16 protein-coding genes are annotated in these 17,607 nt (G+C 69.7%); 12 read left to right on the forward strand and 4 right to left on the reverse strand.

What is annotated here, in order from left to right; genetic code table 11:
* Positions 1–41: 41 nt before the first annotated feature.
* From ACFE7F_RS04020 to ACFE7F_RS04030, 3 genes are all read left to right on the forward strand, one after another.
* On the forward strand, positions 42–3,173 hold the full coding sequence (locus ACFE7F_RS04020; RefSeq protein WP_375402550.1) for a TRCF domain-containing protein: 3,132 nt from the start codon (positions 42–44) through the stop codon (positions 3,171–3,173).
* Positions 3,174–3,252: 79 nt separating this feature from the next.
* On the forward strand, positions 3,253–4,446 hold the full coding sequence (locus ACFE7F_RS04025; RefSeq protein WP_375402551.1) for a transferrin-binding protein-like solute binding protein: 1,194 nt from the start codon (positions 3,253–3,255) through the stop codon (positions 4,444–4,446).
* Between the two features lie 46 nt (positions 4,447–4,492).
* Entirely contained in the window at positions 4,493–5,860 is a 1,368-nt protein-coding gene (locus ACFE7F_RS04030; protein WP_375402552.1) for a surface lipoprotein assembly modifier, read from the forward strand.
* 150 nt (positions 5,861–6,010) lie between these two features.
* On the opposite strand, the gene uvsE is transcribed toward ACFE7F_RS04030, so the two are convergent.
* Positions 6,011–7,174 carry a UV DNA damage repair endonuclease UvsE gene (uvsE, locus tag ACFE7F_RS04035; RefSeq protein WP_375402553.1) on the reverse strand — a complete coding sequence of 388 codons (1,164 nt, stop codon included), beginning with the start codon at positions 7,172–7,174 and terminating at the stop codon, positions 6,011–6,013.
* Positions 7,171–8,232, reverse strand: coding sequence for a phosphoesterase (locus tag ACFE7F_RS04040; RefSeq protein ID WP_375402554.1), 1,062 nt, complete (start codon positions 8,230–8,232; stop codon positions 7,171–7,173). Before ACFE7F_RS04040 ends, uvsE begins: the two co-directional genes overlap by 4 nt.
* Before the next feature lie 211 nt (positions 8,233–8,443).
* On the opposite strand from ACFE7F_RS04040, the gene modA reads away from it, so the two are divergent.
* The 5 genes from modA to ACFE7F_RS04065 all read left to right on the forward strand — a co-directional run bounded on the left by modA (position 8,444) and on the right by ACFE7F_RS04065 (position 13,131).
* A complete protein-coding gene (gene modA, locus ACFE7F_RS04045; RefSeq protein ID WP_375402555.1) occupies positions 8,444–9,187 on the forward strand; it encodes a molybdate ABC transporter substrate-binding protein in 744 nt (247 codons plus the stop codon).
* Positions 9,184–9,873 (forward strand): molybdate ABC transporter permease subunit, encoded by a 690-nt coding sequence (modB, locus tag ACFE7F_RS04050; RefSeq protein WP_375402556.1) that lies wholly within the window; start codon positions 9,184–9,186, stop codon positions 9,871–9,873. Before modA ends, modB begins: the two co-directional genes overlap by 4 nt.
* 22 nt (positions 9,874–9,895) lie before the next feature.
* Positions 9,896–10,501, forward strand: coding sequence for an ATP-binding cassette domain-containing protein (locus ACFE7F_RS04055; RefSeq protein WP_375402582.1), 606 nt, complete (start codon positions 9,896–9,898; stop codon positions 10,499–10,501).
* A 10-nt stretch (positions 10,502–10,511) separates the two neighbouring features.
* The gene (locus ACFE7F_RS04060) at positions 10,512–11,645 is read left to right on the forward strand and encodes a glycosyltransferase (RefSeq protein WP_375402557.1); all 1,134 of its coding nucleotides are present in this window, start codon (positions 10,512–10,514) and stop codon (positions 11,643–11,645) included.
* Positions 11,646–11,727: 82 nt separating this feature from the next.
* On the forward strand, positions 11,728–13,131 hold the full coding sequence (locus ACFE7F_RS04065; RefSeq protein ID WP_375402558.1) for an NAD(P)H-dependent flavin oxidoreductase: 1,404 nt from the start codon (positions 11,728–11,730) through the stop codon (positions 13,129–13,131).
* A gap of 4 nt (positions 13,132–13,135) precedes the next feature.
* On the opposite strand, the gene ACFE7F_RS04070 is transcribed toward ACFE7F_RS04065, so the two are convergent.
* On the reverse strand, positions 13,136–14,134 hold the full coding sequence (locus ACFE7F_RS04070; protein ID WP_375402559.1) for a 2-hydroxyacid dehydrogenase: 999 nt from the start codon (positions 14,132–14,134) through the stop codon (positions 13,136–13,138).
* A gap of 96 nt (positions 14,135–14,230) precedes the next feature.
* On the opposite strand from ACFE7F_RS04070, the gene ACFE7F_RS04075 reads away from it, so the two are divergent.
* Positions 14,231–14,704 carry an SH3 domain-containing protein gene (locus ACFE7F_RS04075; RefSeq protein WP_375402560.1) on the forward strand — a complete coding sequence of 158 codons (474 nt, stop codon included), beginning with the start codon at positions 14,231–14,233 and terminating at the stop codon, positions 14,702–14,704.
* A 31-nt stretch (positions 14,705–14,735) separates the two neighbouring features.
* On the opposite strand, the gene ACFE7F_RS04080 is transcribed toward ACFE7F_RS04075, so the two are convergent.
* Positions 14,736–15,920 carry an acetyl-CoA C-acyltransferase gene (locus ACFE7F_RS04080; RefSeq protein WP_375402561.1) on the reverse strand — a complete coding sequence of 395 codons (1,185 nt, stop codon included), beginning with the start codon at positions 15,918–15,920 and terminating at the stop codon, positions 14,736–14,738.
* 78 nt (positions 15,921–15,998) lie between these two features.
* Here ACFE7F_RS04080 and ACFE7F_RS04085 point away from each other — a divergent pair, with 78 nt between their 5' ends.
* Genes ACFE7F_RS04085 through ACFE7F_RS04095 form a run of 3 tightly spaced genes read left to right on the forward strand, consistent with a single transcriptional unit; the run spans position 15,999 to position 17,552 of the window.
* The gene (locus tag ACFE7F_RS04085; RefSeq protein ID WP_375402562.1) at positions 15,999–16,760 is read left to right on the forward strand and encodes a prepilin peptidase; all 762 of its coding nucleotides are present in this window, start codon (positions 15,999–16,001) and stop codon (positions 16,758–16,760) included.
* A complete protein-coding gene (locus ACFE7F_RS04090; protein WP_375402563.1) occupies positions 16,757–17,161 on the forward strand; it encodes a hypothetical protein in 405 nt (134 codons plus the stop codon). Before ACFE7F_RS04085 ends, ACFE7F_RS04090 begins: the two co-directional genes overlap by 4 nt.
* Positions 17,162–17,171: 10 nt before the next feature.
* Positions 17,172–17,552: a hypothetical protein gene (locus ACFE7F_RS04095; RefSeq protein WP_375402564.1), complete on the forward strand. Its 381-nt coding sequence runs from the start codon at positions 17,172–17,174 to the stop codon at positions 17,550–17,552.
* Positions 17,553–17,607: the final 55 nt, after the last annotated feature.

Raw genomic sequence — 17,607 nt, forward strand, 5'->3', positions numbered from 1 at the left:
ATCGCTGATCGCCGCCTTCGTGTTCTGCCATTGGAAACACCTTGCCCGCACCGATTGCCCCTGCGCCTCTGTCCGCCTTTCTCGCCACCGAACTCGCCAGCCGCGACCTGCTCTTCATCGCCGCCGACGAGGGCCGCGCCGCTGCCGTCGCCGCGATCCTCGCCGCCTTTGCGCCGCATGCCCGCGTCCTGCATCTGCCTTCGTCGGACGCTTTACCCGGCGAGGATGCGCCTGCCTCGCCCGCCAACATCGGCGCCCGCGTCGCGGCGCTGCGCGGCGCGCGGTTGGCGGAGGACGATGGCGCGCGCGTCGCGCTGATCACCACCGCCGAAGCCAGCGTCCTGCGCTACGCCGCGCCGGAGGCGTTCAAGGCCACTCCGCCCTCCTTTGCGGTCGGCGATAACCTGCAGCTGGACGGATTTGCCGAGCTTGCCGTCGGCATCGGCTACCACGAAGACGACCGCGTCGATGAACCCGGCGAGGTCGCGGTGCGCGGCCAAGTGGTCGACATCTTTCCCGTCGACAGCGCGCTTCCCGTGCGCATCGAGGTCGAGGACGGCCAGGTCTCCGCGATCAAGCGCTACGATCCCGTCACTCAGCTCGGCGGCGAAATCCTTGACCACGTGGAAATCGGCCGCGCCAGTGAGCCACAGGCGGCAGGCGGAGTATCGCTCCTTGCCCATCTGCCGGGCGCCGCCGTCGTGCTCGATCCCGAGGCCGATCGCCGCCGCGACCGCTTTCTCGCGCTTGCGACCGACGCGCTCCGCCATGGCGGTCGCGCGGAGACCCTGCTGGTCAAGGCCGATGACTGGCGGGCGGAGATCGACACACGCGAACGCATCAACCTGGACACCCCGGAAGGCGACGCGCCCCCGCGCTTCATCGAGGGGAATAACCCCGCCCGCGCCTTCGCCCGCTTCGCGCGCGAGGCGGTGGCGGAGGGCCGCCTGCTCCTCGCCGGCAGCTCGCGCGACCTCCGCTTCCTCATCCAGCGCACCAAGCTCGACCTGCGACCGGTCGAAAGCTGGGCGGAGGCCGTCGCCGCCCCGGTCGGCGCGGCGCTTTCCCTCCACGCCCCCATCGACCGCGGCTTCAACCTTGCCGGCGTTTCCGTCATCGCCGGCGGCGACCTGCTCGGCGGCCGGGCGCGGGCCGACGATCACGCGACGGCCGGCATCGACCCGCTCGCCGCCGACACTGGCGAGCTCCGCGTGGGCGACGTGATCGTCCATGAGGAATTCGGCATCGGCGCGGTCGAAGGCGTCGCCACCCTCCCCGGCGAGAACGGCGTGGAGGGCGGCGATGCGATCGTGCTGCGCTACGCCAAGGACGCCCGCCGCCTCGTCGCGGTGGGCGAGGCCGACCGCATCTGGCGTTACGGCGCGGATGCCGACCAGGTGACGCTCGACACGCTCGACGGCGGCAGCTGGCAGAAGCGGCGCGGCGCGATCGACCGGGCCATCGCCGAGTCCGCGCGCGGGCTGGCCGCGCTCGCCGCCGAGCGCGACGCGCGCACCACCGATCCGATCGCTCCCGACGCCGCCGCATATGAGCGGTTCGCGGCGGGCTTTCCCTTTACCGAAACGGCGGACCAGGCCCGCGCCATCTCGGCGGTCCGCACGGACCTGGCGAGCGGCAAGCCGATGGATCGCTTGGTGGTCGGCGATGTCGGCTACGGTAAGACGGAAGTCGCGCTCCGCGCCGCAGCGCTTGTCGCGCTCACGGGCCGGCAGGTTGCGGTCACCGCGCCCACGACCGTCCTCGTCCGCCAGCATATCGAGACCTTCACGCGCCGTTTCGAGGGTACGGGGATCGAGGTCGCCGGGCTTTCTCGCCTGAGCACTCCCGCCGACAAAAAGCGCGTCGTCGCCGGGCTGGCGGACGGCAGCATAAAGGTCGTGGTCGGCACCGGCGCGGTCGCGGGCAAAGGCGTGGAATACCAGGATCTCGCGCTTGTCGTGATCGACGAGGAGCAGCGCTTCGGCGCGGCCGACAAGGCCAAGCTCGCCGCGTTGGGGGCGGGGCACGTCCTGTCGCTCAGCGCCACGCCGATCCCCCGCACGCTCCAGGCGGCCATGGTCGGACTGCAATCGGTGTCGGTCATCGCTACCCCGCCCGCGCGCCGCCAGCCGATCCGCACCGCCGTCGAGACCTGGAACGACGCCCTCGTTCGCGCCACGCTGCTCCGCGAGAAGGGAAGGAGCGGGCAGAGCTTCGTGGTGGTCCCCCGCATCGAGGACATGGCCGGCGTCGCCGCGAGCCTGACGAAGCTTGTCCCCGAACTGAAGGTCGTGACCGCGCACGGCAAGCTCCCCGCCGCCGAGATCGACGAGGCGATGGTCGGCTTCGCGGCGGGCATCGGCGGTCATGGCGGCGACGTGCTGCTCGCGACCAACATCATCGAGGCGGGGCTGGACGTGCCGCGCGCCAACACCATGATCGTGACGCACGCCGATCGTTTCGGCCTGTCGCAGCTTCATCAGCTGCGCGGGCGCGTCGGACGCGGCGGACGGCGCGGGCAGATCCTGCTTCTGACGGAGGAAGGCCAGACGATCGCCGACGCCACCCTGAAGCGCCTGCGCACGCTGGAGGCGTTCGACCGCCTGGGCGCGGGCTTCGCGATCGCCGCGCGCGACCTCGACCTGCGCGGCGCGGGCGATCTGCTGGGCGAGGAGCAGGCGGGTCACATGAAGCTGATCGGCATCGACCTGTACCAGCATCTGCTCGGGCACGCGTTGCGCGCAGCGCGTGGTCAGGCTGTGGACCAGTGGACCCCGCAGCTCAATCTCGGGCTGGCCGGGCGCCTGCCCGACGATTGGATCCCGGAGATCGACGTTCGGCTGTCGCTCTATGGCCGCCTTGCGCGTATCGCCGACACGCCCACGCTCGACGCGTTCGAGGCCGAGCTGGAGGACCGGTTCGGCGCGGCGCCCGACCCCGCCCGCGCCCTCCTTCAGTTAACCCGCCTCCGCCTCTTGGCCCGGGCCGCGGAGGTGGAAAGAATCGACGCAGGCCCTGCGGCCATCGCTTTGACCCCCAAAGGCAAGCAGGCGTTGCCGGAGGTAGGCGGCCTCGCCGAGAAGAACGGCCGCTGGTTGCTGGCCGAGCGCATCGACGACGAGCGCGCCCGCGTCGCCCGGGTCGAAGAGGTGTTGGGGGAATTGGTGGACTGAGCGCGACCCGCTTCAGAGGCCCTTAACCCTTTTCTCCTACCCCCGCCGCATGACCAAACGGGGAAATAGGGGCCTCCATATGCGCGCGATCCATGCTTTTCTGACGTTGCCGTTCCTGTCGCTCGCGGCCTGCGGCGGCGGTTCGGGCGGTTCGGGCTCCGGCTCCGTCCTGTCGGCGGGCACGGCCGCGCCGCCCGCCGGCGCGACACCGACACCGACGCCGGGCAACACGCCGACCCCGACACCGACTCCGGGCACCTCGACGCCGACACCCACCCCGACCCCCACGCTTGGCCCGACCGGCCAATCGAATTTGTTCGATGTGTCCGCCACCGCCGTGTTCGACGCGGTCGGCGCGGCACAGTCGCTCAATGTCGACGAGGAAGGCAGGACGCTTTACCAGGGCAACGCCAGCACCGTCGCGGTGCCTACCGGCACGATCACCTACAACCCCCGCGACGGGATCTTCACCGTCGCGCTCGCGGACACCGCCGCGAACGTCACCCGAAATGTGAGCTTTCAGGATCCCGCGCACCGGTCGGAGGTCGATCAGGCGCGTCGCGGCGAGTATCAGGTCCCGCTGCTCGCCGGCTTCAACTATCTCCAGGCGCTCGACGGCGACGCCCAGTTCACCTTCTTCTATGAGCGGCCTACCGCCACCGGCGACTTCGTGTCGCTTGCCGGCTTCGAGCGCAGCTTTCTGAATCCGGATAGCGGCGAGTTCACCTCGGAGCAGGGCGTGATGGTGTTCGGCGCCAAGACGCCGACGCTGCAGGTTCCGACCAGGGGTGTGGGCCGCTTCGAGGGCGAGTTCCTGGCCACCATGGTCGGTCGTCAGGACGGCAGCGCCTCCATACTGCAATGGATCAACGGGACGAGCGGGGTGGATGTCGACTTCGCCAAGCGCACGGTCGGACTGTCGCTCACGGGTCTCGTCAGTCCGGTTTTCTCCAAGAACATGGCCGTCAACAGCAACGCGCTCGCCATCCCCGCGGGCTCGGTCTTCACCGCGGTGGGATCGGCCGGCTGGGCCAGGGCGGGCTCGGTCTTCACCGGCACCTTCGCATCGGCCGAGTTCAAGACGGGCTCGCAGGTCGTGCCGATCGACTTCACCCGCGTGAACGGCGCTAACAGCGTCGCGGGCGCGAGCTCGATCGACGGCACCTTCTACGGCCCGGATGCCAAGAACATCGGCGGCAATTTCCGCATCGTGGGCGGGGTCTCCGACCGCCGTTTCGACATTCTGGGCGCGTTCGCCGGAGCCAAGAAGTAAGGCCTGGAATTACGGATCGGGGCGGCGGGGTAGGATGATGATTCGGTTGGCGGCGTTCGCTGCGGCGACGACGCTCGCCGCCCCTGCCGTGGCGGTCCAGACCACGGCGGAACAGCCGCCCCCGGCACCTGCCACCCGTTGCGTCGGCACCGATTGCCGGATTACGCTTACGCCGACGCAATTGCTCGCCGCCGCCGACCGGCTCGTCGCGCGGGGACAGTACGCTCAGGCAAAGCCGTTGCTCCAGGCGCTCGAACTCGCGCCCGGTTTCAAGCTGCAGACCCGTTTCCTGCTCGGCTATATCGCGTCCAAGACGGGCGACCTCGAAGGCGCGGCGGAACGGTACCGCGCGATCCTGGCGGAGGATCCCCGCCAGACGCGCGTGCGGCTCGAGCTTGGCCGCGTCCTCCTTCAGCAGGGCAGGACGGCGAGCGCCGACCGCCAGTTCAGCCTCGCCGCGCAGGACACCGAACTGCCGCAGGAGATCGCGCGCACGATCCGTACGGTGCGCGATACGATCCGCAGTTCGCGTACATGGCGGCTCGACGTCAATCTCGGGATCGCGCCCGACACCAACATAAACAATGCGACGTCGGCCCAGTCGGTGACGATCCTGCTCGGCGATGCCGAAATCCCGGTCGATCTGAATGAGGAAGCGAAGGCACGGTCGGGCGTCGGCGTGGTCGGCCAGCTGTCGGCGGGGCTCCGCCTCCCCGTGAGCAAGCGCGTTTCCGCGCTAGCCGAGTTCGACGCGATCGGCACCGAGTACCGGCGCTCGCAGTTCGACGATCACATCGTCCAGGGCGCGGCCGGCGCGGAATACCGCTTCTCGCCCGCGACCAGCATATCGCTCCAGGGCGTGGCGGCGCACCGGTGGTTCGGCGGCGACGCGGTCAGCCGCCAGTTCGGCGCGCGCTTCGGCGGCCAGACTGTCGCGAACGCCAAGGACCGTTTCGGTTTCCAGCTCGATGTCCGCCACAGCCGCGCGCTGTTCGACCGGAGCTATGACGGTTGGCAGGGCGGCTTGTACGGCACCTACGAGCGCGCGGTCACGCCCACGATCGTCGCGTCGGTCGGGCCGTTCGTCCGACGCGACGCGCTGCGCGAGGAGCCGTTCTCGAACACGGAGGCCGGCGGGAATGTCGGGGTCGGCGGCGAGCTGCGCTACGGCGTCAATTTCGGCGCAAGCCTGGGCGTGTCGCGCGCGGTGTACGACGCGCCGCTAGAGATCTTCGATCTGGATGCCCGCCGGGACTGGCGCGTCGTCGCGCGCGCCACGCTCGGCTACCGCAAGATCCGGGTGCTCGGCTTCTCGCCGCAGCTGGTGTTCAACTATACGCGCATCAACTCGTCGCTCCGCTTCTACGACACCACCCGCAGCCGCTTCGAGTTCACGCTGGCGCGGTTTTTCTAAATAGCCTTCTCCCGCTTTCGCGGGAGAGGGACAGGCGCGCGTAGCGCGGCGAGGGTGAGGGACGGGCTTCTCCTGGCGAGGTCCGGCCCTCACCCTGGCGCTTCGCGCCTGTCCCTCTCCCGCGAAAGCGGGAGAGGGTTTGACGTTTTATTACTCCGCCGCCAGTGCCATTCCCTCGTCGACGTCCGGCTCGTCCTCGGCGGCGACGCCCTGTTCCAGCCGGGCCTCGTCCGCCGCCAACCGCCCCGCATCCTCGTCGGTGATCCCGAACCGCGCCGCCACGTCGGGGGCGAAGCGGAGCAGGTCGGGGCGCAAGCGGAGCAGCGACAGGTCCTTGGACTTGCCCTCCATCATCACGTCGAACGTGAGGCCGTCGGCCATCCGCATGAAGGTCGCGAACTCGAACGGGTTGGTGAAGTCGGAATGGCCCGTCCAGATCGGCGGTCGCAGCACCGTCTTGATCCGCGCGGTCGCCTTGACGGGCGCCTTCAACAGCTCGCCCTTCTTCGGTTTGGGCTTGCCCGCCTTTGCGGCTTCGCGCTGCTTGGGCGTGATCTTCTGCTTCAGCTCGCGCATCTCGGTGCGTGGGCTGGAGAAGTGGATCTTGGGCCGGCATCCGTCGGGCCAGCTCGCCACGAACCGCTCCAGCGCCTGGCGCATGTCGAGCCGTTCGGGGTTCAGGCACCAATGGTGCTGATAGTCGAAGATCAGCCGAACGCCCGTGCGCTCCTGGATCCAGAGCACGTCGCTGGCCGAAAAGCGGATATCGTCATTCTCAAGCACCAGCCGGCGGCGCACGTGATCGGGGCACGCTTCGTAGCCCGCGATCCACCGCGCGCGCGACGCCTCGCGGTCGTCATACACTCCGCCGACATGCGTCACCATCACCGCCTCGTCGTTGAGACCCATCCGGTCGAGCATCTCCGCCTGGCTCGACAGGTCCCAGATCGACTTGCGCGTCAGCTCGGGATCGGGCGAGTTGAGCAGCACGTATTGCGACGGGTGGAAGGACAGCCGGATGTCATATTCGCGCGCCTTGGCCCCGAACGCGCGCAGCTCCGCGTCGCTCTCGGCCACCATGCCGTGGAACTGCGGCATGTCCGGATGCGTCGCGTAGGGCGCGATGTCCGACGACATCCGGTACATGTCGAGGTCGTTCTTGCGCAGATAGTCGAGCACCGGATGCAGCAATTCCAGCGAGCATTTCAGGTGCGGGTCCTTCTGCCACCGCCGCGTGTCCTGCGTCTTCAGGTCGGGTCGCCCCATCACCTTGACGGGGAAACCGAGGCGTAGGGGACGCGTCTTGTCGGTCATGCGGGTACCTGTTGTTCGGGGAAGCCGAGACCGGACACGAACGCGTTCCAGTCGTCATGGCGCAGCGCGCCGCCGGTCGCCTGTTTGTGGCCGGAGCCGTAGCGCGAGTCCGCGCCCGCGGGCCGGTGTTCGGCGAGGAACGCGACCAGGTCGCGCCCCGTCGCCGAGCGGGCGGCGAAATGAACCCAACCCTCACGGTAGCCGGTATTGGCGGCGAGCACGATCTTGTCCGCCAACCGTCCGCGCCATTGTTGCGCGATCAGCGGATGGATCTGCTGGCCCGCGTGGAAGCGGATCAGCGCCACGTCGCCCACCACGCGCGGGGGCACGCGCTTGGCGGCGTCCATCGCCGCCGCGACCTCCGCCTTGGCCGCGAGCAGCAACTCGCGCTCGGCGCTCGGCTCCTTGCTCACCACCTTGGGGCCGTTGCCCCGCATCAGCAGCGCCAGCGCAGGCGAGGCGTCAGCCGCCGCCGTCCGCCGGGGCGCGTTGACGAGCGAGGTCGCCATCTTCAGCGCGGTCTTGCCGTAGCGCGCCTGCGCTGCGGCGAGCTCCGGAAACGCGTCCTCCGGGGCCATGTCGCCGATCAGCCCGAGCGCGGCGAGCCAGCCGAGGCCGTCCGGGGAGCCCAGCGCCCAGTAGGCGAGCAGCGCCGACGTCGGCTCGGGCGTGAGCCCATTGCCGCTGATCACCGTCGCCCCCTCGGGGACGCCGGTCGGCACGTGATGGTCGATCACCACCGTCGGGCAGCCCGGCAGCACCGGCTCCGCGCGCGTGCCCAGATCGGCGACGATCAGCCCGCCGGGGTCGCGCGCGGCCAACTCGGCCCGGAAGTCGTCATCCCAGGGGCTCTCCCCCTTGCCCGTGATCCGGATGTCGACCGTGTGTCCACGGTCGCGCAGCCCCCGCGCGAGGATAGTCGCCGCAGACAGCCCATCGGCGTCGAAATGGCTGACCACCAGCACGGGCCGGTCGGGCGCGAAGCCTTCGACCGCTTGGTTGAATGCATCGCGTGTGGCGATTTTCGGGTCGGAGATGTTCGAAAGGACGCCAATCATTAGAGGAGAACAGCGAGCGGACGCCGGTGTTCCGCTATCCTTAACCCTCTCCCGCTTTGGCGGGAGAGGGACAGGCGCGTAAGCGCCAGGGTGAGGGGCGGACCTCGCCCGGGAAGGTCCGGCCCTCACCCTCGCCGTGCTACGCACGTCTTTCCCTCTCCCGCGAAAGCGGGAGAGGGCTAAGAAGAGTCACGCCCGTCGGAGTGGAAACATGCTTAAGTACCTGCTCTACCTCCTGTTACTCCTCACAACACCGGCCCAGGCTCAGCCCCGCGGTGCAACCGTACTCGCCGCCGCCAGCCTCCAGGAAGTCCTGACCGATGCCGCCGCCGCTTGGGCCGGACGTGGCCATCCGCGGCCCGTGCTCTCTTTCGCCGCCTCCTCCGCGCTCGCCCGCCAGGTCCGCGCGGGGGCGCCCGCCGACCTCTTCATTTCAGCCGACGAGGAGTGGATGGACGACCTCGCCAGCGTTGGGCTCCTCGCGCCGGGCACCCGCGCCGTGCTGGCGGGGAACCGGCTGATCGTCGTCGCGCCGCGCGCGAACCCCGTCCGGCTGACGATCCCCACGCTCGCCCGCGCGCTGGCGGCCGGGCCGCTCGCCATGGCCGACCCCACCGCCGTGCCTGCCGGCCGCTACGGCCGCGCGGCGCTCGAACGGCTCGGCGCGTGGGACGCGGTGCGGGGCAGGGTGGTGCGCGCTGAGAATGTCCGCGCCGCGTTGGCGCTCGTCGAGCGCGGCGTCGCGCCATACGGCATCGTCTACGCGACCGACGCGCGCGCCTCGCAAGCCGTCCGCGTCGCGGGCGTATTTCCTGCGGCGAGTCACCCGCCCATCCGCTACCCCGTCGCGCGCCTCCGCGCATCGCGAAACGCCGACGCCGAGGGCTTCCGCCGATTCCTGCTGTCGCCCGGCGGTCAGGCGATCTTCGCGCGCCACGGCTTCACGCGCCCGTGATCTCGCTCGAAGAGTGGGAGATCGTGCGGCTGACCCTGCTGGTCGGCGGCGTCGCGGTGGCTGTCACGCTCCCGCTCGCCTTTGCGCTCGCGCTCGTCCTCGCCCGGTTGCGCCTGCCGGGCAAGTTGCTGCTCGACGCCGTCATCCACCTGCCGCTCGTCGTGCCGCCCGTCGTCACCGGCTGGGTGCTCCTACTGACATTTGCCCCCACCGGCCCGCTCGGCCGACTGTTGCAGGACTGGCTGGGGACAAGCGTCCTGTTCCGCTGGACCGGCGCGGCGATCGCGGCCGGTGTCATGGCGCTGCCCCTGATGGTGCGCGCGATCCGCCTGTCGATCGAGGCGGTCGATCGTCGGCTTGAGCAGGCCGCCCGCACGCTCGGCGCGGGCCGGGCGCGTACGTTCGCCACGATCACGCTGCCGCTCAGCCTGCCGGGCGTCCTCGCGGCGGCCGTGCTCGGCTTCGCACGCGCGATCGGCGAGTTCGGCGCGACGATCACCTTCGTCTCGTCGGTACCCGGCGAGACCGAGACGCTGCCGCTCGCCATCTACGCCGCGCTCCAGCGGCCCGGCGGCGACGCCGTCGTCTGGCGGCTGGCGGCGATCTCGGTCGCGCTCGCCCTCATTGCGCTGATCGCTTCGGAGGTGTTGGCACGGCGGGCGGGCAGGGGCGTGCATGTCCTTTGACGTCGGGCGGCTGGGCCCGTCCGTGGGCTTCGACGTCGCGGTCCAGCTGACGCGCGGCGATCGCCGCATCGGCGTGGCGTTCGCGACCGGACCCGGCGTCACCGTATTGTTCGGCCGATCGGGCGTCGGAAAGACCAGCGTCCTCCAAATGATCGCCGGGTTGCTGCGCCCCGACAAGGGTCATGCGCGCGTGTCCGGCGAGCTGCTTTACGACCGCAACGCCGGCGTGGACCTGTCCCCCGAGCGCCGCCGCGCGGGTTATGTGTTCCAGGAGGCGCGACTATTTCCGCACAAACGCGTCCGCGCCAACCTCCTGTACGGTGCGGCGGATGCGGCCAAGCTCGCCGACACCGCCCGCATGCTCGACATCGCTCACCTGCTCGACCGCTGGCCGCGTACGCTGTCGGGCGGCGAGGCGCGCCGGGTAGCGATCGGCCGGGCGCTGCTCAGCGATCCCGCCTTCCTGCTCCTTGACGAGCCCCTCGGCTCGCTCGACGCCGCGCGCGCCGAGGAGGTGACGCGCGCGCTGGAGCGTCTACGCGACGAGACCGCGCTGCCGATGCTCCTCGTCACGCATGACGAGGTGGAGGCGGAGCGGCTGGGAAACCACCGCGTCGCGATGTACTGACCGCCGCGCCATGCCTGTGCCGCATATCCTCCACCTCCATTCCGCCTTTAATCTCGGCGGCAAGGAGGCGCGCGCCGTCCGGCTTATGAACGTGTGGGGCGACCGCGCGCGGCACACGATCGTGTCGGGCGTCCCCGCCGCGCTCGGCGCGCGCGCGGCCATCGCCAAGGGCGTGCAGTACGAGATCGCGCAGGATCCGCCGCCGCTGACGGGCAAGCCGTCGGTCGCGCGCTACGAGGCCATCGCCGATTACATGCGGCGCTTCGACCTGGTGCTGACTTATAATTGGGGCGCGATCGACGGGGTCATGGCGCGGCGGGTGTTCCGCAAGGGCATGCCCCCCGTCATCCATCACGAGGACGGCTTCAACGAGGACGAAACGACCGGCCTGAAGGTCGAACGGAACATGTATCGTCGCCTCGCGCTCCCCGCCTCCCACGCGCTCGTCGTGCCCAGCCGCGCGCTCGACCGGATCGCCACCGAAACCTGGAAGCAGCCCCGCGCGCGCGTCCATCATATCGTCAACGGCGTCCCCACCGCCCTCTATGCCGGGCGGCCCGACCCCAGGGCGATCCCCGGCTTCGTCCGGAACGAGCGCGAAGTGGTGATCGGCGCGCTCGCCGGCCTGCGTGCGGTCAAGGACCTGCCGCTCCTCGTGCGCGCCTGCGGAGGCCTGTCGGGCCGGTTCCGCCTCGTCATCGTCGGCGATGGTCCCGAGCGCGACGCCATCGCCCAAGCCGCCGAGGCGATGGGCATCGCCGACCGGCTCGTGATGCCCGGCTTCCTCGACCGCCCGTACCGCTTCATCGGCCTGTTCGACCTGCTCGCTTTGTCGTCGCGTTCCGAGCAATTCCCCATCTCGGTCGTCGAGGCGATGGCGGCCGGACTTCCCGTCGCCAGCGTGCCCGTCGGCGACGTGCCGGCGATGCTGTCGCCCGAGAACACGGCGCTCGTCGCGTCGCACGTCCACGAAGTGCCGCTCCGCGATGCGCTCCAGAGACTGCTGGACGATCCGGATCTGCGCGCCCGCGTCGGCGCGGCGAACCAGGCCCGCGCGCACGCGGAATATGACGAGTCGCTGATGATCCGCCGCTACACCGATCTCTATGAGGGCGCGATGTGCAGGCCCGGCGTGCTAGGTTAACGTGTGTCATGGACGGGACTACCGCGTCCGCAACCTTCCGGTATATGGCGCGTAGCTCCGTCCGAAAGGTTCAGATCCGTCCGTGTTCAAAGGCCTGACCCCAATCACCTACAACGGCCGCGAGGTCTGGCCGTTGATCGAGGGCGGCAAAGGCGTGGCGGCGACCAATCACGCCTCCGCGGGCGCCTGGGCGGCGGCGGGCGGCGTGGGTACGGTATCGGCGGTCAATGCCGACAGCTACGATCCCGACGGCAAGATCGTTCCCCAGATCTACCGTGCGCTGACCCGGCGTGAGCGGCATGAGGAGCTGGTCGAATATGCGATCGACGGCGCGGTCGAGCAGGTGCGGCGCGCCTGGGACATCGCCGGCGGTCGCGGCGCCATCAACATCAACGTGCTGTGGGAGATGGGCGGGGCGCAACGCGTGCTCCACGGCGTGCTGGAGCGCACGCGCGGCCTGGTGGCGGGCGTCACCTGCGGCGCGGGGATGCCGTACAAGCTGTCGGAGATCGCCGCCTCTTACCAAGTCCATTATCTCCCCATCGTGAGCTCGGGCCGGGCGTTCCGCGCGCTGTGGAAGCGGGCTTATTCGAAGGCGGCGGAGTGGCTCGCCGGGGTGGTCTATGAGGATCCCTGGCTGGCCGGCGGTCATAACGGACTGTCCAACGCCGAGGATCCGCTCAAGCCCGAGGACCCGTACCCCCGCGTCAAAGCATTGCGCGACACCATGCGTGAGGGCGGCATCCCCGACACCACCCCCATCATCATGGCGGGCGGCGTCTGGTACCTGCGCGACTGGGATCATTGGATCGACAATCCCGAACTGGGCGCCATCGCGTTCCAATACGGCACCCGCCCGCTACTGACGCGGGAGAGCCCGATCCCGGACGGTTGGAAGGACAAGCTGCTCGGCATCGACCACGGCGACATCTCGCTCCACCGTTTTTCGCCGACCGGCTTCTATTCGTCGGCGGTCCGCAATCCTTTCCTCCGTTTCCTGGAAGCGCGGTCGGAACGCCAGATCGCCTTTTCGACGCAGGAAGCGGGCGACCACGTCTTCCAGCTCGATGTCGGGGTGAAGGGCAAGAATTTCTGGGTCACGCGCGGCGACCTGCTTCGCGCGCGCGAATGGTTCGGCCAAGGCTTTACCGACGCGCTCAAGACGCCCGACAACACGCTCGTCTATGTCACGCCGACCGAAAAGACGGACATCCGCAAGGATCAGGCCGACTGCATGGGCTGCCTGTCGCAATGCTCCTTTTCCAGCTGGGCCGATACGGAGACCAACTCGACCGGCCGCCTTGCCGACCCGCGTTCCTTCTGCATCCAGAAGACGTTGCAAGACATCGCGCATGGCGGCGATACCGACCGCAACCTGATGTTCGCCGGGCACTCCGCCTCGAACTTCAGGCGCGACCCGTTCTACTCGAACGGTTTCGTGCCGACGGTCAAGCAGCTGGTGGACCGCATCCTGACGGGGGACTAAACCTTCAGGCCCACCCGTCCAGAACCTGGTCGGGCGGGCGGTGGCCGTCGGCCCACATGCGGATGTTGGCGATGACCTTTTCACCCGTCGCGAGCCGCCCCTCATAGGTCGCCGAGCCCATGTGCGGCGTCATGACGACATTGGGAAGCGCGAGCAGGCGGGGGTCGATCTCCGGCTCGTGCCGCCATACGTCGAGGCCCGCGCCCGCGAGCCGCCCGGCCTCCAGCGCGTCGACCAGCGCCTCCTCATCGACGATGCCGCCGCGCGAGGTGTTGATCAGGTGAACGTGCGGACGCAACAAGCCGATCCGTCGGTGGTCGATCAGGTTCTCGCTATCGGCGTTGCGCGGGGTGTGGATCGTCAGCACGTCGACCGCCGCCAGCATCGCGTCGAGATCCGTATGCCAGGTCGCGTCCAGCTCCGCCTCAACCACGCCGGGCAGGCGGTGACGATTGTGATAGTGGATGCTCAGGCCGAAAGCGCGCGCGCGCCGCGCCACCGCCTGGCCTATCCGGCCCATGCCGACGATGCCCAGCGCCTTGCCGCCGATACGGTGGCCGAGCATCCCGCCCGGGCTCCATCCCGTCCAGGCACCGGAACGCACAAGCTTCTCGCCCTCCGCGATCCGCCTGGGCACCGACAGGATCAACGCCATCGTCAGGTCGGCGGTGTCGTCCGTCAGCACGCCGGGCGTGTTGGTGATGATGATGCCGCGCGCCCGCGCCGCGCGCAGGTCGATGTGGTTCACGCCCGCGCCGAAATTGGCGATGAGTTTCAGCCGCGGGCTCGCCGCTTCGATCAGCTCGGCGTCGATCGCGTCGGTGACGGTCGGAACCAGCACGTCGCACTCCGCGACCGCCGCAACCAGTTCCGCGCGCGTCATGGCGCGGTCGTCCCGGTTGTTGGTCGTCTCGAACAGCGCCTCAAGCCGGTCCATTACGGTATCCGGCAGCTCGCGGGTCGCGATCACGCGAGGTTCGGGAGGGCGGCGCTCGGCGGACATGGGCGTCGGCTTGGGACGCGCGCCCGTCCGCCGTCAAGCCGGTTGATACGGCGGCGCCGCGGTTGATAAGGGACGGCAACAGGAAGGCTTCGTTCGATGCGTCTGCTTCTCGCGCTCGCCGCGCTCTCGCTCGCTGCTTCGGGCTCGGCGCAGGAACGTCCCAAGCCGCCCTATTGGGCGTCTATCTCAGCGGGAAAAGCGCGGATGCGGACCGGACCCGCGCGCACCTACCCTGCGTCGTGGCTTTATCAGCGCGCCGATCTACCCGTGCGCGTGGTCGCCGTGTTCAAGGAATGGCGGCGCGTCCGGGATCCCGGCGGCACGGAAGGGTGGATGCTCGGCGGCCTGATCTCGTCCGACCGGACCGCGATCGTCAGTGCGGCCGATCCCGTGCCGATGCGCGACCGTCCGAGCGACGCGGCCAAGCTTTTATGGCGCGCGTCGCCCGGCGTCGTCGGTCGTTTGAGCGAATGCGACGGCGGCTGGTGCCGACTGGACGTCGACGGCCGGGCGGGCTTCGTCCGGACCACCGGACTGTGGGGGGTCGAGCCGGGCGAACGGCTACCCTAACCACCGTTTCTCATAAGCGGAGAGCGGGAGGTTACAGCATCTCCACCGCGATCGCGGTCGCCTCGCCGCCGCCAATGCATAAGGACGCGATCCCGCGCTTGCCGCCCGTGCGCTCGAGTGCGGCGAGCAGCGTGGTGATGATGCGCGCCCCTGACGCGCCGATCGGATGGCCGAGCGCGGTCGCGCCGCCGTGGATGTTCACCTTGTCGTGCGGTACGCCCAGGTCGCGCATCCAGGCCATCGGCACGCAGGCGAACGCTTCGTTGATCTCGTACAGGTCGACCTCCGACGCGCTCCAGCCGGTTTTGGCCAACAGCTTGCGCACCGCCTCGACCGGCGCGGTGGTGAAGTGGGCGGGCTCCTGCGCATGCGCCGCGTGCGCGACAATTCGCGCGACGGCTTTCAGGCCCTTGGCGTCGGCGACGGATTTGCGTGTCACCACCAGCGCCGCCGCGCCGTCGGAAATCGACGACGACGATGCCGCGGTGATCGTGCCGTCCTTGGCGAACGCCGGCTTGAGCGTGCGAAGCTTGACGGGGTCGCCACGCGCAGGGGCCTCGTCCTCGGTCACGATCGTGTCGCCCTTGCGGCCTTTCACGGTCATGCCGACGATCTCGCGCTCGAACGCGCCGTCTTTTTGCGCCGCCAGCGCGCGGGAGAGCGACTCGACCGCGTAATCGTCCTGCGCCTCGCGAGTGAACTGATAGTCGCGCGACGTGTCCTCGGCGAAGGTGCCCATCGCGCGTCCGGGCTCATACGCATCTTCCAGCCCGTCGAGCATCATGTGGTCGTAGGCGGTATCGTGCCCGATCCGCGCGCCTGCGCGCAGCTTCTTGAGCAGGTACGGCGCGTTCGACATGCTCTCCATGCCGCCCGCCACGACCAGGTCCGCCGATCCCGCCGAGATCATGTCGTGCGCGAAGATCGCGGCCTGCATGCCCGATCCGCACACCTTGTTGACCGTGGTCGCCTCCACCGATGTCGGCAGCCCCGCGCCGATCGCGGCCTGGCGCGCGGGCGCCTGGCCGAGGCCGGCGGGCAACACGCAGCCCATGAAGATCTTCTCGATCTCGCTCGGCGACACGCCCGCGCGCTCCACCGCGCCGCGTACCGCGGTCGCGCCAAGCTCCGTCGCGGTCGCGCCGGACAACGCGCCCTGGAATGCACCCATCGGCGTGCGCGCGTAGGAGAGGATGACGACGGGATCGTTGGCCATGATCGTGAACTCCGCAGAGAGATATGCGGCGTTCCTAATGCTGCGGTCGCGAAAAGGGAAATAAGCTAGGGCGGGTGGGTGTTCACATCGTCCATCACGGTATCGCTGCTCCTCGCGTCGCTCGGCGCGATCCTGGGCAGCTTCCTTGCCACCCTCGTAGTCCGCTGGCCCGAGGATCGCTCGGTTCTGACCGGTCGCTCCGCTTGCGACAGCTGCGGTCGCACGCTCGTATCGCGCGAGCTGATCCCGCTGGTCAGCGCGCTCGCCTCGCGCGGGCGTTGCCGCAGTTGCGGCGCGCGCATCGACTCGGTCCATTGGCGGATCGAACTCGCCTGCGCGCTGGTCGGCCTGAGCGCCGGACTGATCGCCCCCGACTGGCGGCAGGCGCTTGCGGGCGGGGTTTTCGGCTGGCTGCTGGTCACGCTGGCCGCGCTCGATTGGCGGGCCTTTTGGTTACCTGACCGAATCACCGCCGCGCTCGCGCTGGCCGGGGTCGCCTCGGGCGCGGCTGGGCTCGCGCCGGAACCGCTCGACCGCCTGATCGGCGGCGCGGGCGGCTTCGCGGGTCTCTGGCTGATCGCGCGCGGCTACCGGCTGCTGCGCGGGCGCGACGGCATGGGCGGTGGCGATCCCAAGCTGTTCGGCGCGATCGGGCTGTGGCTCGGCTGGCGGATGCTGCCGAGCGTGCTCCTGATCGCCGGGCTCGCCGGGCTCGGCGGCGTCCTGTTCCGTCGCCTGACCGGCCGGCCGGTCGCGCGCGACGACGCATTACCGCTCGGCGCGCTTCTCGCCGCGGCGGCTTACCCGGCTTGGCTCGTCATGGTAGGCCTCGCACTATGATCCTTCTTTCGCTCGCCCTGCTCGCGGCGGACCCGTCCAGCCTCGGCCCGATCGGCCGTCAGATGCTCCCGGCCAAGGGCTGCGCCGCGTATCTTTGGGATGTCGCGCCCAAGCGCACGCTCGTCGCGATGGCGACAGCCGATCCGGCGCAGCTGCGTCTACAACTCGACGGTCGACCGATCGTCGTCGTACGCGGCGGGCAACAGGGGAGCGCAGGGTTTGGTTTCGCGGGCGTGACCGAGTACCGTGGCGGCGATATCACCGCCGTGCTCGACATGGCGGTTCAAACCCGGCCCGACCTGACCGGCGGCGCGGTGGTCCCCGCCGCCACGCTGCGCATCGATCAGCCGGGCCGCGACACGCTGGTGACGCCGGTCGCCGGGATCATCGGCTGCGGGTGAGGCGGGAAGCATGGACATGAAGGCGATGCTGGCGACGCAGCGCGCGGCCTTCACGGCGGCGCTGCCCGAGCCGCTGTCGGTCCGGCGCGACCGGCTGAAGCGCACCGCCGCGATGGTCCGCGACAACGCCCGCCGCTTCTGCGACGCGGTGTCCGAGGACTTCGGGCACGGCAGCCGCGAGCAGTCGATGCTGACCGACATCGCCGCGTCGATCTCGCTGCGGAACTTCCCGGTCGACCTCGTCGTGAGCCCGCTCGCCGGCGGGGTCGGGCCGTCGGGTATGGGATCGTACCATGGGCATGACGGCTTCAAGACGTTCAGTCATGCACGCGCGGTGTTCAGGCACTCGCGGCTCGACGTTGCCAAGCTCGCCGGGTTGAAGCCGTCCTAACTGCGGCAGATCGGCCACTAGAGCGGTATTTTCGGTTTTCCACGCCGCGGCAACA

The organism is uncultured Sphingomonas sp. (assembly GCF_964235535.1).
Lineage (GTDB): Bacteria > Pseudomonadota > Alphaproteobacteria > Sphingomonadales > Sphingomonadaceae > Sphingomonas.